12 protein-coding genes and 1 pseudogene are annotated in these 13,615 nt (G+C 52.6%); 7 read left to right on the plus strand and 6 right to left on the minus strand.

Annotated features, from left to right (window positions below):
* Nucleotides 1–116 precede the first annotated feature (116 nt).
* Both ACP3TY_RS05695 and ACP3TY_RS05700 read right to left on the minus strand, forming a co-directional pair.
* A complete protein-coding gene (locus tag ACP3TY_RS05695; RefSeq protein ID WP_426619435.1) occupies nucleotides 117–398 on the minus strand; it encodes a LysR family transcriptional regulator in 282 nt (93 codons plus the stop codon).
* 11 nt (nucleotides 399–409) lie between these two features.
* The gene (locus tag ACP3TY_RS05700; RefSeq protein ID WP_426619436.1) at nucleotides 410–781 is read right to left on the minus strand and encodes an antibiotic biosynthesis monooxygenase family protein; all 372 of its coding nucleotides are present in this window, start codon (nucleotides 779–781) and stop codon (nucleotides 410–412) included.
* A gap of 494 nt (nucleotides 782–1,275) precedes the next feature.
* Here ACP3TY_RS05700 and ACP3TY_RS05705 point away from each other — a divergent pair, with 494 nt between their 5' ends.
* From ACP3TY_RS05705 to ACP3TY_RS05715, 3 genes are read left to right on the plus strand one after another with little or no spacing between them, the layout of a single operon-like run.
* Nucleotides 1,276–2,475 carry an efflux RND transporter periplasmic adaptor subunit gene (locus ACP3TY_RS05705; protein ID WP_426619437.1) on the plus strand — a complete coding sequence of 400 codons (1,200 nt, stop codon included), beginning with the start codon at nucleotides 1,276–1,278 and terminating at the stop codon, nucleotides 2,473–2,475.
* A 25-nt stretch (nucleotides 2,476–2,500) separates the two neighbouring features.
* A complete protein-coding gene (locus ACP3TY_RS05710) occupies nucleotides 2,501–5,701 on the plus strand; it encodes an efflux RND transporter permease subunit (RefSeq protein ID WP_426619438.1) in 3,201 nt (1,066 codons plus the stop codon).
* 3 nt (nucleotides 5,702–5,704) lie between these two features.
* On the plus strand, nucleotides 5,705–7,144 hold the full coding sequence (locus ACP3TY_RS05715) for an efflux transporter outer membrane subunit (protein ID WP_426619439.1): 1,440 nt from the start codon (nucleotides 5,705–5,707) through the stop codon (nucleotides 7,142–7,144).
* A gap of 100 nt (nucleotides 7,145–7,244) precedes the next feature.
* Here the strand turns inward: ACP3TY_RS05715 and ACP3TY_RS05720 are convergent, their stop codons facing one another.
* Nucleotides 7,245–8,228 (minus strand): TetR/AcrR family transcriptional regulator C-terminal domain-containing protein, encoded by a 984-nt coding sequence (locus ACP3TY_RS05720; protein WP_426619440.1) that lies wholly within the window; start codon nucleotides 8,226–8,228, stop codon nucleotides 7,245–7,247.
* Entirely contained in the window at nucleotides 8,216–8,968 is a 753-nt protein-coding gene (locus ACP3TY_RS05725; protein WP_426619441.1) for a TetR/AcrR family transcriptional regulator C-terminal domain-containing protein, read from the minus strand. Before ACP3TY_RS05725 ends, ACP3TY_RS05720 begins: the two co-directional genes overlap by 13 nt.
* Nucleotides 8,969–10,154: 1,186 nt before the next feature.
* On the opposite strand from ACP3TY_RS05725, the gene ACP3TY_RS05730 reads away from it, so the two are divergent.
* The 4 genes and pseudogenes from ACP3TY_RS05730 (at nucleotide 10,155) to ACP3TY_RS05745 (ending at nucleotide 12,530) form a co-directional block, all read left to right on the plus strand.
* Complete coding sequence (locus tag ACP3TY_RS05730) at nucleotides 10,155–10,415, plus strand: cupin domain-containing protein (RefSeq protein ID WP_426619442.1); 261 nt, start codon at nucleotides 10,155–10,157, stop codon at nucleotides 10,413–10,415.
* 27 nt (nucleotides 10,416–10,442) lie between these two features.
* A complete protein-coding gene (locus tag ACP3TY_RS05735) occupies nucleotides 10,443–11,417 on the plus strand; it encodes a hypothetical protein (protein WP_426619443.1) in 975 nt (324 codons plus the stop codon).
* A gap of 432 nt (nucleotides 11,418–11,849) precedes the next feature.
* Nucleotides 11,850–12,098, plus strand: a pseudogene (locus ACP3TY_RS05740) (methyl-accepting chemotaxis protein); the annotation flags it as partial.
* Nucleotides 12,099–12,197: 99 nt separating this feature from the next.
* The gene (locus ACP3TY_RS05745) at nucleotides 12,198–12,530 is read left to right on the plus strand and encodes a CZB domain-containing protein (protein WP_426620436.1); all 333 of its coding nucleotides are present in this window, start codon (nucleotides 12,198–12,200) and stop codon (nucleotides 12,528–12,530) included.
* Nucleotides 12,531–12,640: 110 nt separating this feature from the next.
* Here ACP3TY_RS05745 and ACP3TY_RS05750 read toward each other — a convergent pair whose 3' ends face one another.
* Both ACP3TY_RS05750 and ACP3TY_RS05755 read right to left on the minus strand, forming a co-directional pair.
* Nucleotides 12,641–12,886 carry a hexameric tyrosine-coordinated heme protein gene (locus ACP3TY_RS05750; protein ID WP_426619444.1) on the minus strand — a complete coding sequence of 82 codons (246 nt, stop codon included), beginning with the start codon at nucleotides 12,884–12,886 and terminating at the stop codon, nucleotides 12,641–12,643.
* Between the two features lie 108 nt (nucleotides 12,887–12,994).
* Complete coding sequence (locus ACP3TY_RS05755) at nucleotides 12,995–13,285, minus strand: hypothetical protein (RefSeq protein WP_426619445.1); 291 nt, start codon at nucleotides 13,283–13,285, stop codon at nucleotides 12,995–12,997.
* Nucleotides 13,286–13,615: the final 330 nt, after the last annotated feature.

Consider the following 13,615-nt stretch of genomic DNA (forward strand, 5'->3'; position numbering starts at 1 on the left):
GTTAGGCTAATATCAATGTTTCTAATTGTTTAGCTAAGCCGCCAAGTTGTGTGTATTAATTGGTATCAACTTGGGCGTTAGCGCGCTAGGTGCACCATTCGCCTGTGTGGAGAGTTTTACCTAAGACGCTTGAGCGCTGCTTCGATACAATTCATTGCAGGCGACAGTTCTGAGGCTAGTATGGTGGCTTTTTGCGTCGGGCGCATTCCCGATTTTATTCTTATAAACAGCGGATCATCAAAATAGGAGCGCAGTCGCGCTAGTGATCCACTAACCGCAGGTTGTCCCACGTTCATGCACGCGGCTGCGCGGGTAACGTTTCTCTCGCGAAAAAGTACGAGGAAGGTGATGGCCATATTTAGGTCAAATTCGCATAGAACCCGCTCGTTGATATTCATAGGTTAAGCGTCTATTGAATGAGTGAGTGACAGTTGAATTCGAGACTTCGAACGACCTTGAGACCCATAAGCTCGCTGTATTTTTCCTGCGCAGGGCTTCGAAAGTGAGATTCCATGGCTTGGGACGTACACCAGTGTGCGGTGACTAGCCAAAGGTCAGGTTCACTGTGGCTTTGGACTGCTGAATACGAAAGGCAGCCGGAGGTTTCTTGCAAGCTAGATACGATATTCTCTAGCCACGCGCCGACGACGTCACTCTTGCCAGGCATCGCATGGATTGTGATCGTATTTGACGCGGCGATGACCATTACTAACTCCTCGCACCGATATATACAAGGTGCTCTAAATAATCGAATTTTGATCTTCGGTGCTAAATTGCTCATCTATAGGTTATGTGCATTCGATGTGGGCAGCGATATCCAATTTTTGCGAAAAATGGTAGACCACTCGTGTCATGAGTGGAAACTTCGCTGCGGTCTAGTCAAGAAAATGCATATTGGATGTTGTAGCCCCGGCGCGGACGGGTATGATTCGACCGCCGGAATCTCGATCCCGGTTTTGGTTTTTTAGAGAAGTATTGCTAGGCCAGTTCGCGCTAATGCGTGCACACCTAGGTTTAGGGTAACCGTGGTGGTTAGTGTAATGCCCTTTTTTGACTCGGCTTGTATAGCGAGTCTTTTTTTTGCCTAGAAGAAAGTGATCTCTATCTCAATCCAACTCGCATCATGAAATATTGGATTGGTATGTAGATTTTGAATGGAATTGGATATTTAGATCGATCAACTAAAAACATAATGTTGCGGCCTGAAAAATCTCGCTGGCTTGTGACGGTATTGTTCCATCAGCGATGTTCAATTTTCCTCTTATGAGATTCATGATGAAAACATCGCAATTGGTGGACAAAAAACGCCAGGCATCGCTAGGCGCCACTCTCTTTCTCACTGTGCTGGGAGTGGGTATTTACTATGAGCATCACGCCGATGCGGCGTCTATCCCGTCCCCCGTTCAGGTGACGCCCATTACGTTTGAGGAAGTCATCGAAAAGCCTGTTGTCGAATGGAGCGATTTTTCTGGCCGTATCGAGGCCATCGAACACGTTCAAATACGACCACGGGTTACTGGCGCCATTGATCAAGTGCATTTCCAAGAAGGCGAGGTCGTCGAGAAAGGCGCGCCGCTTTTTACCATCGATCCGCGTCCGTATCGGGCCACACTGGCCAAGGCTCAAGCCTCACTCGACAGTGCGAAGGCGCGGCTAGCTCTGGCCAAAACTGAACTGGCTCGTTCAAGCAAGTTGATCGTCGAGCGTGCCATTTCCCAACGTGAGCAAGACGAACGCGCCAACGCTGTGCTTGAAGCACAGGCGGCGTTCAGCGCGGCCCAGGCCGAGGTTCAGAGCGCCCAATTGGATGTGCAATACACCACTATCACGGCGCCCATTACCGGTCGTGTTTCTCGGGCGGAGCTTACGGTCGGCAACCTTGTGGGCACCGGCCCGGACGCCCCGATTCTCACCACCCTCGTTTCAGTTTCTCCCGTGTATGTGAATTTCGAACTCGATGAAGCCAGCTTCATCCGTTACGCCCGTAACGGTGCAAAGGGCAGTACAGGCGTGGAAAAGCTTCCGGTGCTCATGGGGTTATCTAATGAAGTGGACTACCCCTATGTCGGTCGAATCAAGTCCCTGGACAACCAACTCGATCGGCAGTCAGGAACCCTCAGGGTTCGCGCGATTTTCGACAACGTACACGGCGAATTAACCCCGGGCATGTATGCGCGAGTGCGCACCGGTGAGGCCGCCTCTCGATCTGCAACGCTGATCAATGACCGTGCGGTTGGCACTGACCAGTCGAAAAAGTACGTTTTTGTAATCGCGGCGGACAATAAGGTGGCTTACCGCGAAGTGCAATTGGGCCCGGTCATCGATGGCCTGCGCGTCGTGCGATCTGGTCTGAGTAAGGGTGAGCGCATCGTTGTTGAAGGTCAGCAAAAGATACGGCCTAACGATTCGGTTGACCCACAGCCGGCAGTGCGCATGACTGCGGCGGATAGACAACGTCCGGCAGACAATTCTTGAACACGCGCGTCGAGGGGAAGTATTCATGAACATTTCGCGCTTTTTCATTGATCGGCCAATTTTCGCTGGGGTTCTGTCGGCGATCATTTTCATCGCGGGTCTGATCTCGATTTTTAATCTGCCGATTTCTGAGTATCCGGATGTGGCACCCCCATCTGTCGTGGTTAAAGCCCAGTATCCTGGTGCACATCCGCAAACTATCGCGGAAACGGTCGCCACGCCGATTGAAGAGCAGATCAACGGTGTCGAGGGCATGCTGTACATGAACTCTCAGGCGACGCCGGACGGTCAATTGACCCTGACCGTCACCTTCAAGCTTGGAACCAATCCCGATCTAGCACAGCAAATGGTACAGAACCGGGTAAATCAGGCGTTGCCACGCCTGCCCGAAGCTGTGCAGCGGTTGGGGGTCACCACGCTCAAGAGTTCTCCAGACCTCACCATGGTCGTGCATTTGCGGTCCCCCAACGACCGGTATGACATGCAGTATCTTCGTAACTATTCGCTTCTCAATATCAAGGACCAGCTCGCTCGCATTCCGGGTATTGGGCAGGTTCAGGTGGCGGGTTCAGGCGATTATGCGATGCGTGTATGGCTGGATCCGCGCAAGCTCGCTTCGCGTAATCTGGCGCCGGGAGATGTAGTGCAAGCGCTTCGGGATCAGAACGTCAATGCGGCGGCAGGCGTGGTCGGTGCTTCGCCATCCGTACCTGGGGTCGACTATCAGATTTCCGTTAACGCGCGAGGTCGTCTTACTACCGAGGATGAATTCCGCGATGTGATCGTGCGCACCTCGGCTGATGGCCGAATCACACGTCTGCGTGACGTTGCGCGGGTTGAGCTGGCGGCGGGAGAGTACGCCCTGCGCACGTTGGTGGACAACAAACAGGCGAACGCGATTCTGATCTATCAGTTGCCCGGTTCCAACGCTCTCCAGATCTCCGACAACGTCCGCAAAACGATGGCCGAGCTGAAAAAAGACATGCCCGAGGGCGTGGATTACCAAGTGATCTACGACCCGACACAGTTTGTTCGTTCGTCCATCGATGCCGTCATCCATACGTTGCTGGAAGCCATCTTGCTGGTGGTGTTGGTCGTCATCATTTTCTTGCAAACCTGGCGGGCATCGATCATTCCGTTGCTGGCGGTGCCGGTGTCGGTGGTGGGCACCTTTGCGATCATGTTGGCCATGGGGTTCTCGATCAACGCGCTGAGCCTGTTCGGTCTAGTGCTCGCCATTGGCGTGGTGGTCGACGATGCGATCGTGGTCGTCGAAAACGTCGAGCGAAATATCGCCCTCGGCCTGTCGGCCAGGGAAGCTACCTACCAGGCCATGCGCGAGGTCTCGGGGCCGATTGTCGCGATCGCGCTGACCTTGTGCGCGGTGTTCGTTCCGCTGGCTTTCGTCAGTGGTTTGAGCGGGCAATTTTTCAAGCAGTTCGCCTTAACCATTGCGATTTCCACGGTCATCTCTGCGTTCAACTCCCTGACCCTTTCGCCGGCACTGGCGGCCTTGCTGCTCAAGGGTCACGATGCGCCGAAAGACGCGTTTCAGAAGGCTTTTGATAGAGTCTTCGGCGGCTTCTTCAAGCACTTCAACCGCTGGTTTGGTCGTGCGTCTGACAACTACGGCACCGGTGTTTCCCGGGTGCTCAAACGCAAGTCGCTGTCACTGGTGGTGTACGCGGTACTGGTGGTCGCGGCGGTGTTCATTTTCAGTAAGGTGCCGGCCGGCTTCGTTCCGCCACAGGACAAACAGTACTTGGTGGGCTTTGTCCAGTTGCCGGACGCCGCCTCGCTGGATCGCACCGAACAAGTCCTCAGTGACATGACCGCCACGGCACTCGCCCAGCCCGGTGTGGAAGCCGTCACCGGTTATGCCGGCTGGTCCATCAACGGTTTTGTCAGCAGCCCTAACTCCGGCGTCGCCTTTTTCGTGCTCAAGGATTTTGCCGAGCGCAAAGATCCGGGCATGACTGGCAATGAAATCGCCGCACAACTCAATGCCAAATTCGCGGGCATCAAGGGCGCCTATACCGCCGTGTTCCCGCCGCCACCAGTCTCCGGGCTGGGCAGCGTCGGCGGCTTCAAATTGCAATTGCAAGACCGTGCCGCCCTCGGCACCCCGGCGCTCAATGAGGCCTTGCAAGCGTTCATGGCCAAGGCCAAGCAAGCTCCTGAACTGGCCGGCGTGTTCTCCAGTTTCCAGATGAATGTGCCGCAGTTGTATGCCGACGTCGACCGCACACGGGCCCAGCAGCTGGGGTTGTCCATCCCATCGGTGTTCGAGGCGCTCCAAATCTACCTGGGCTCGATGTACGTAAATGACTTCAACAAGTTCGGCCGCACGTTCCAGGTCAAGGTCCAGGCGGACGCGCAATTTCGCGCCCACGCCGAAGACATCGGCCTGCTCAAGGCCCGCAATGACAAAGGCGACATGGTCCCGTTGGCGTCCGTCTTAAAAATGACCCAAACCTTCGGTCCGGACCAAGCCATGCGCTACAACGGCTTTCCTTCGGCGGATGTCAGCGGCGGCCCGGCGCCGGGCTACAGCAGTGGTCAGGCTTTACAAGCAATTGAGCGCATCGCCTCAGAGACGCTGCCCCGTGGCATCGGCTACGAATGGACCGAACTGACGTATCAGAACAAGATTGCCGGCAACACGTTGTTCATCATTCTGCCGCTGTCCATGTTGTTGGTGTTCTTTGTGTTAGCCGCACAGTACGAGAGCTTGACACTCCCGCTGGCCGTTTTGCTGATCGTTCCGATGGGAATTCTGTCCGCAATCGCAGGTGTATGGCTTACTGGTGGCGACAACAACCTGTTCACTCAGATCAGCTTCGTGGTGCTAGTCGGGTTGGCTTGCAAGAACGCGATACTCATCGTCGAGTTCGCTCATGAACTGGAGCATCAGGGACGTTCGATACGCCAAGCCGCCATCGAAGCGGCGCGATTGCGCCTGCGCCCGATCCTGATGACTTCGATCGCCTTCATCGCAGGCGTTGTGCCCCTAATAACATCAAGCGGCGCCGGTGCGGAAATGCGTCATGCCATGGGCGTAGCCGTTTTCACCGGGATGATCGGCGTGACGTTTTTCGGCTTGTTCCTGACACCGGTTTTCTACGTGCTCCTGCGTCACCTATCAGTACAATTCACTCGTCGCCCTGCGGCGGCGGAAACGCCGGCGTACGGTTCAGCCACGCACGCCGTCGCAGGGGAGGTGTAAGTCATGGGATATGCCAAATCATTGTGCAGCCTTTTAAGTCTTAGCGTGATTTTGGCAGGCTGCTCCCTGAGCAAGCCCGCTGAAACCGTCCCGGTCGATGTTCCAATGAATTACCGTGAAATAGCTCAAGAAAACGCTTATCGCTGGAAAGTCGGAGAGCCTTCCGACGCAATGGATCGCGGTCAATGGTGGACGGTATTTGGTGACAAGCAGCTCAATCAGTTGGTCAATGAGGCCAGTCGGGCCAACCCTTCCTTGACAGTGGCGCTATCTAGGGTAAAGGAGGCACGAGCCTTGGCCGGGATGGTAAAGGCAGACAGCAGATTGCAGGTGGATTTAGGCACAGGTCCTACTCGTCAAAGAACTCAGGATTCGTCGGAGACATCTCTGCGGGCTCAGGCGAATGCTTCTTATGAAGTCGACTTGTTCGGTGGGCTGGCAGATAACAACCGAGCCGCTACTTTGGACGCTATGGGGGAGGCGGCGGCCTACCGTTCAGTGTTGCTTGCGTTGCAAGCGGATGTCGCGCAGACCTATTTCAGTCTGCGCACGCTGGACAGCCAACTTGCCATTTTGGCAAACACCATTGACCTTCGCCGTGAATCGCTACGAATGGTTCAGCGCCAGTTCGACACGGGGGATCAGAGTGACCTTGAAACAGCCCAAGCTCAAACCGAATTAGCGACCTCACAGGCTGCTTTGGAAGCGGCTAAACGGGAGCGTTCGACGCAAGACCATGCCTTGGCGGTACTACTTGGCAAGCCGCCGGCTAACCTCACGCTGGCTGTATCCCCATTGAAATTTAATGAAGTGGAAATCCCAGTCGGATTGCCTTCTGATTTGCTAGAGCGACGTCCAGATATTGCTCAGGCTCAACGCCAATTGGCAGCCGCCAGCGCACGTATTGGTGTAGCTAAATCCGCCTTTTTTCCTAAGCTAGTGTTGACCGGCTCAGGCGGTTTCGAATCCAGTGATTTGGGTGATTTGTTTAAATGGTCCAGCCGTAGCTGGCTTTTGGGGCCGTTGGTTGGGACGGTATTAAACGCGCCGATACTCGATGGCGGGCGTAACCAGGCTAATCTGGATAGGGCGGATGCGCAGTATGACGGCGCGGTCGCCTCGTATAGGACTCAAGTGCTCATTGGCTTCAAAGAGGTTGAGGACAGCCTCAGCAACATTGGCACACTGAACCGAGAACTGGCTTTTCACAATCAGGCGGTCGAAGCAGCGGAAAGGGCTGCTTCATTGGCCAATGCTCGGTACAGCAACGGCTCGACCAGTTACTTCGAAAGCATTGACGCACAGCGTACCAATTTAACTGCCCAGCTGGCTCAGACGCAGGTATCGGGTCTTCGGGCCAAAGCATACGTCGGATTGATCAAGGCGTTGGGAGGAGGGTGGGGAAGGACGGATAAGCAGCAGCCCGCTCTGGTGCAGCGCTAGATTTACTAATGAAAGGAGGCATTCTTCTCCCTGATCATCTTGGGTAGAAGAATGCCTGTTGCCGCTAAAAGAGGCCTCGTGATTTGTAAGATGTCCCGCTCTACGAGGCAACGCCGTCCATAAAAGTTTTCACTGAAGAATGGACTTGCACTTGGATTTCACGTTCCCCGGGATAAGGGGATACGCCAAACAGTACCTTCAGCTGTAGATCGCCGCGCAGCATGGCTACAAATTGACGAGCTGCCAAAGCGCAATCCTCGATGTGGATCTCCCCCCTCCGTTTTGCCAACTCCAACTGCTTCCGAACCTGCTCGATTGCTCGATTTGGGCCAAACTTCCAGTAGGATTCCGCAGCCTCCCTGAATCGACTGGATTCTGACACTGCAACTTTGTAAAGACCATTGGCAGTCGGTGAAATTGAGGCCTTTACGATTCCTGTGCCGATGCTTAGTAAAGCGTCACTAAGTGAATCCGACTTGGCCACCAAGTGCTGATTTATCGCTTCGTCCGCTGTCTTGTTGGCAAGCCATTCCAGATGCTCGGACAAGAAGCTCGATAGGTCGACAGATGTCGTTTCCTGCTCCGCCATCAGTCGTCTGTATAGGCCATGTGGCGTCCATGTCCAGTAAGACCGCCCTAACAAAAAAGACATCAAAACAGCGCAATTAGACCAACCGCGAGCCTGACTGCCCTTACCAGGAATATTCTCACGAACCTTTATTATGTCGCCGACGGAACCCCAACGCAGAAATTTCACGGCCTCATCGAGAGTCAGCACATTAACCATCAATCGTGTCCACCAGGGTTCCACGAGAATCCATGTGTTGTCGTCGACCCTGCGCATCGCAAACACATGTTTGTGTTTCGCATTGGTAAAGCGATGCCACCATTGTTTTTGTAAACCAGGGACGAAACAAATAAACCACGTAGCTTCTTTGGCCGTGATCGGGGATCCATTCTCGTCGATCTCAATCGCTAGCTCGTCAGGGACGCCAGCTATGTGGGAAAGACCGTCGCGAGTTCCCCTGGGCACCGCGTCTCGATTGGAGGCCAGTGCATGTATTTTGGTCATCAGCTTGCGCATGGCTTTACTCCTTTCTGAATGCCTGAACAAAACATATCGACAATCTTCGAAACATCGCTGTGACCATCCGCATCAGCTTCTTCGCGAGGTTCCAGATTTAGCCTGAGAATGGCCATGAATTGGCTGGCGAGGATGTAACTGTCGCCATCACGCACCTCACCTTCGGCTTGATATCGCTTAATCAGATCCGACAGTTCACTAGTCAGCAATCCAGGCCCACGACGATAGAATTCTTCGCCTATTTCTCGATTTCTAATGGATTCCGTAAGCGCGATTCTATAAAGCCCGTTCAACTGCCATTTGGAATCCTCCATGGTGATCCGGCTGCCAAACTTATGGAGAATTTCGCGAAGCGGTGGGACTGTCGCTGTCACTTTTAGCGGAGCGGACATTTCAGTCGCGAGCGACTCGACCAAGGCGATGACAACGGAATGCATGTTTCCAAAGCACTCCAAGACCTGAGCTTTTGATAGACTCGTTTTGGCTATAACGGATTCGATATCCGTCACCTCTCCGCCCAACGCCTGAAGCCCTTTCTTTATCTGATCTATCGCCTCTCTTTCATAGTCGAGCCTGAAATCTTCATTCGAAGCCGAATGCTGAAGCGGTATCGCTGCGCCAGATTTTGGAGTGGGGGATGCTTCCAACTGGTCACGTCGGGCCGGAAACACCAGACGCTCCAAATTGCCATTGGCATGCAGCTCATCTTTCAAAAACACATCGTTGCCTTCGCTAGCCATTGATATACCTCTATCGATCGACGGGTTGCCGCCTCAAAAAACGTCAATGTTGAAATAATCTGATAAGTCAGATAAATGGCAAGAAAAAACTCTTCCCAATTGATCACCATCAAGTGACACCTGACCAACCGCAAACTATCTGACTTTGCAGATATCAATATGTAGATTTAATGACAACCGGGCTAGCGAACCGTTCAACCCGATTACGCTTATGCTTACGATGTTTTGGCGCAGCTAGCGATAGGTAAGATGCTGAGCATGTGGAAAATCTCGTGGAGGCGATCCCCAAGCTTGAAATGACATGATCTGAATGCACACCTGAAAAACGTGCTGACGCGTCCTACCCACTTCCGTTTTAATCAGCAATCCCAACCCAGCCTTATCAACTGATGAGTAGCGTATCTAGGCCTCATCGAGGCTGGAAAAAAATTCGTCACGTTGCCATTCTCAGATGATCTTCGGTTCGCGCGTATGCCAGTGATCCTGCCCAATGATCGCATCGACGTCACTTATCTCGCGGTCGGACTATGGGACATGCGAGCCGCTCTTGAACCGTTGGCCCAAGCTAACGCAGTGATTGGTACCGCGAAGCTGCTTGGCGCCTATCTCTTCAGCAATCGCCGCGCTAACCGCCGAGGTTCAGTGCACCAGCCCAGGTGCCTGAGATTGAGTTTTATAAACAGTTATCGAGCGATCAGAGCATGCCCCCGCTTACGTAGAACTGAAATGTACAGTTGATACGGTCGGATCACTTCCGCTTGATTCAGCTAAAAAATGTCTATGTGTCCAACGTTTAAACACACACCGGTGGAAGACTTTATCGCAGTCTGACTGGTCACCTGAAAATACGTAGAAATGGATATTTCTGCGTACGAACTCTGCGGTTAAGCTTGTTCAGTGCGCACGTTTCTCTCGCTTTTTATCCGTCGAAAGCAAAGTCATGGAGTCGTTTTTACGACAATCCAATAAGGTGGTCGTCTGGGCTATCAAAGCCATGACCGAGATAGAACCACAGTGGCAAATCGCGCTGGAGAAATCCTGTAGTTGGACTGGTGCGACTGCGGGTTTCGCAATTCGATGAATGTGCAGGTGCATTGAGATCCGTAGCCGATGTCAAAACGGAGCGGCGAAAACTGAACGCCGCACGGCCACCGAGGTGGTCTGACGTTAGCGCTTATTAGCCACTGTGAGTTACGCGCCCGGTCAGGCTTCCGACGCCCAGCTGCACAACGGCCCCGTAATCGCCTATGTGCTGGAAGGACATATCGCCTCACAATCTGGTGATGGCCCGTTTAAAACATATGGCCCTGGCAAGAGCTGGTATGAGCCGGAAGGAACACCTCACAGGGTGTCGGGCAATGCCAGCGACATTGAGAGCGCCAAGCTCTTGATATTTGCAATTGTGGATGGCGAAAAGCCCATTAGGAAACCAATCCCTGCCCAATAATTTTCGAGGGTCACAGGAAGCGCCGCTATGAACCGCGTTTTAATTTCGTCATCTTTTTTTAGTGTTGTTCTAGGGCTATGTGGGTTGGGTTCGGCGTGGCGTGCGGCGGCGTACCTCTGGCACTTACCTCCGCTCATTGGCGAGGCAGTGATGATGGCAGCGATACTGGTCTGGTCGCTGCTGTTGCTTTATGGGCTCTGGGTAGCTTTTGAGCAGCGACATCATTTTATGGAGCAACTTCGTTTGCCTATTGCCGCGGGAACGATGGCTTTACCCGGCGTGGCGACATTATTGATGGTTCAAGCCATGAAGCCGTGGTCGGTGTCATTAGCGTGGGCCGTGCTTGCCGTGGGCCTGATATGGCATGTGGCTTTCGCCGTTTGGCATACAGGCGCTCTTTGGCAAGGAGGCCATTCTGCCGAGCAACTGAATCCCACACTCTATTTGCCCACTGTGGCAGGCAATCTCACCGCTGCGGGTGCTCTGGGCGCAATGGGGCAAACCGACTGGGCATGGCTTTTTCTAGGTGCTGGCATTTGTTCATGGCTGGCATTGGAACCGCTCATTTTACGTCGCTTGTGGCACGAAAAAGTGATGCCCTCAGCGCAACGGCCAACCCTGGGCATTCAGTTTGCCCCGCCGGCCGTAGCCGCTGCGGCTATATTCGTAATAGACCCGTCTGCGCCGGCGCCCTTGCTGTGCATGTTGGTGGGATATGCCGTATTTCAGTCTTTAAGCGGGTTACGCATTGCTAGATGGTCGCTGAGCGAAGGCTTTGCGCCCGCGTGGTGGAGTTGGACCTTCGGATTAGCTTCAGTAACTACGGCCAGTATCAAACTAAGCGCCATCAACATTGAACCAGCGCGGCTACTGGCATTACCCCTGTTTGTGATAGCCAATTTGTTTATTGGTTGGTTGTTTTTACGCACGCTCTTATGGCTCTTTCACGCCTTCAGGCGGCCTCTGGCGCTTGTAACACCAGCTGGCTTGCCCAAATCTTGAACCTAGGAAGCTGCGATGCTCACCCTTACTCGTCGATACAATGCCGTACTAACGGAAGCAAAAGTGCGCGACGCGCATATTCTTTTGCTTCAGACCCAACTCGATCAACAGAGCAAACTGTGCTCAGAACAGCAAGCAGAGATTGCTCAGCTGGGTATACAGCTAAGTCGAATGCCGCTTCTGTTTAGCGGTCTTGCCCGCTTTGGAGATTCGCTCAACACCACTGGAAAATCACAACGTCGATTGGCCGATATACTCATCGGCGAGCGCGAGCAGGCTAATGAACTTGCCAACTTGTCGCTCGATTATCGCGAGCACTTTTTGAAGATGACTGACACGCTGAACGATGTCAGTGCAAAGCGCACCGAAACTGGTGTTGCTATAAGCCGGCTTAACAACCACAGCGACCGCATTGGCCAAATGGTAGAATTGATAAGTGATATTGCTAAGCAAACTAACCTCCTCGCTTTGAATGCTGCAATCGAAGCCGCCCGAGCCGGAGAGGCTGGTCGTGGTTTTGCTGTCGTCGCTGATGAGGTACGCAAACTAGCCGAGCGTACCTCAACGGCCACCATTCAAATCAATTCAGTGATGGACGAGGTTCGCCTGGATACCAATGATGCATGGCGAAATGTATCCGCAAACGCGCACTTAATGGGCCTGACTCTAGAACAATCCGCGGCAGCTACGGAGGGAATGGATAAGATTTTAGCGTCGGTGAACCATATGAACTTAGGGCTTATTGAATCGGCCGGACTTAGTCGTGTCGAGATGGCCAATATGGAAGAGATCACGCTGAAACTCGAAGTTTACAAGGTGCTCATGGGCATCTCCAAGATCACCGCAGCTGAGCTGCCCGATTACCACGCTTGCGCTCTTGGTCAGTGGTATGCGACCGATGAAATTCGCGAACGTTTTTCGCGGGTACCGGGTTATGCAGAACTGGATGGGCCGCATAGTCAAGTGCATGAATATGCAGCGCTTGCTGTTGAGTTGTATCACAGGGATAGATTGGACGAAGCTTACGCCGCAGCAGCGCGTATGGAGGAGGCTAATATGCAAGTAATGTCAGGACTGCAACGATTGCTTGGTACTGCCAGTGCCGTGGCTTAAACCCAACATTGAGAACGCAGTCACGCCACGATGGAAATAATGTCTACCGCGGAGTAACCTTTAATCTAGTAACTCCGCGTAGATTTTAGCGATTTATTTTCAATTTAATTTTACTGCACGTCACGCCAATAGTTGTTAGCGGCCGCGATTACTGCGAATTCAGTAGCTACTATTTGCGCTATCTGGAGTAGCATCGATGGATCCTCTGCATATATCGGTCGTAGCCGAGCGCGAATAGTATCGTCAGGTTGGGTGACTTTGATTGATAGTCTCGCCATTTTGATGGCCAGCTGACGTCCTGCCTCCGCAGTAGGCACGATTAGGGTGCTACCTGGTATAAGTTCTACAGTGCTCATTTTTTATTATCCTCATCAGAAGTGGGCAAGGGCGTAGCTACGCTCCGACATGTTTTTTACTCTAAAGAAATCTTGTTAATTCCAAGGTGCAGAAAAATCTTTTAAAATTTATTTATAAGATCCTTTTTTGTCTGCAACCTTGTGCCGAGACTGGGAAGGCGTCATCAACTGAACCGTTATGATAAATCGGGCTGGCACAAGTGATAGTAAACCCAACATCCCGAGAACAGCGATAAGGATGATCCCCTGAATTATTTGCATCAGGTCAGTAAAGAGTGCGAGACCTACCGCCACCAAAAAAAGAATAATACCAAGCCATTGAAGGGCTATGGCCCACCGATACAGCGATGAGCGGCGGATTTGCTCTAGGTGCCTGTTTGATTCGTTGATTTCGTTCATGGTGCATACTCTCAATGGTATTTGGCTTTAGCGCTATTCTCACGCCACAGGGAAGCATGCAGTGAAATCCATAATAGCCTGAAGTGATTCAAGAAAAACGCTAGCCTCAGTTTTCTCTTCTTGAATGCGTGGCCAATTACCTGCGCCATTAACCTTTCAGAAGTAACTATAAACCATGACTCGTATGAACCATCCAAATGCTCTGGTAGATATGAGTAAAGTTTGTACTGGCCGATTCAAATAGTTAGCGCGTTAATGACACTGTTTTGATATTCAGCGTGTCCGAAACATGAAAAAATCACCTGCATCCTATGAGCCGCAGAGTGGGAT

The sequence above is a fragment of the Pseudomonas rustica genome (assembly GCF_049959085.1).
GTDB lineage: Bacteria > Pseudomonadota > Gammaproteobacteria > Pseudomonadales > Pseudomonadaceae > Aquipseudomonas > Aquipseudomonas rustica.

Excerpts from the sequence above, each read along its gene's own strand:
- ACP3TY_RS05725 (WP_426619441.1), bottom strand. The coding sequence starts at position 8,968 with ATGGCTAGCGAAGGCAACGATGTGTTTTTGAAAGATGAGCTGCATGCC.
- ACP3TY_RS05755 (WP_426619445.1), bottom strand. The coding sequence starts at position 13,285 with ATGAACGAAATCAACGAATCAAACAGGCACCTAGAGCAAATCCGCCGC.
- ACP3TY_RS05700 (WP_426619436.1), bottom strand. The coding sequence starts at position 781 with ATGAGCAATTTAGCACCGAAGATCAAAATTCGATTATTTAGAGCACCT.
- ACP3TY_RS05710 (WP_426619438.1), top strand. The coding sequence starts at position 2,501 with ATGAACATTTCGCGCTTTTTCATTGATCGGCCAATTTTCGCTGGGGTT.
- ACP3TY_RS05695 (WP_426619435.1), bottom strand. The coding sequence starts at position 398 with ATGAATATCAACGAGCGGGTTCTATGCGAATTTGACCTAAATATGGCC.
- ACP3TY_RS05715 (WP_426619439.1), top strand. The coding sequence starts at position 5,705 with ATGGGATATGCCAAATCATTGTGCAGCCTTTTAAGTCTTAGCGTGATT.
- ACP3TY_RS05720 (WP_426619440.1), bottom strand. The coding sequence starts at position 8,228 with ATGCGCAAGCTGATGACCAAAATACATGCACTGGCCTCCAATCGAGAC.
- ACP3TY_RS05750 (WP_426619444.1), bottom strand. The coding sequence starts at position 12,886 with ATGAGCACTGTAGAACTTATACCAGGTAGCACCCTAATCGTGCCTACT.
- ACP3TY_RS05745 (WP_426620436.1), top strand. The coding sequence starts at position 12,198 with ATGGAAGAGATCACGCTGAAACTCGAAGTTTACAAGGTGCTCATGGGC.
- ACP3TY_RS05705 (WP_426619437.1), top strand. The coding sequence starts at position 1,276 with ATGAAAACATCGCAATTGGTGGACAAAAAACGCCAGGCATCGCTAGGC.
- ACP3TY_RS05735 (WP_426619443.1), top strand. The coding sequence starts at position 10,443 with ATGAACCGCGTTTTAATTTCGTCATCTTTTTTTAGTGTTGTTCTAGGG.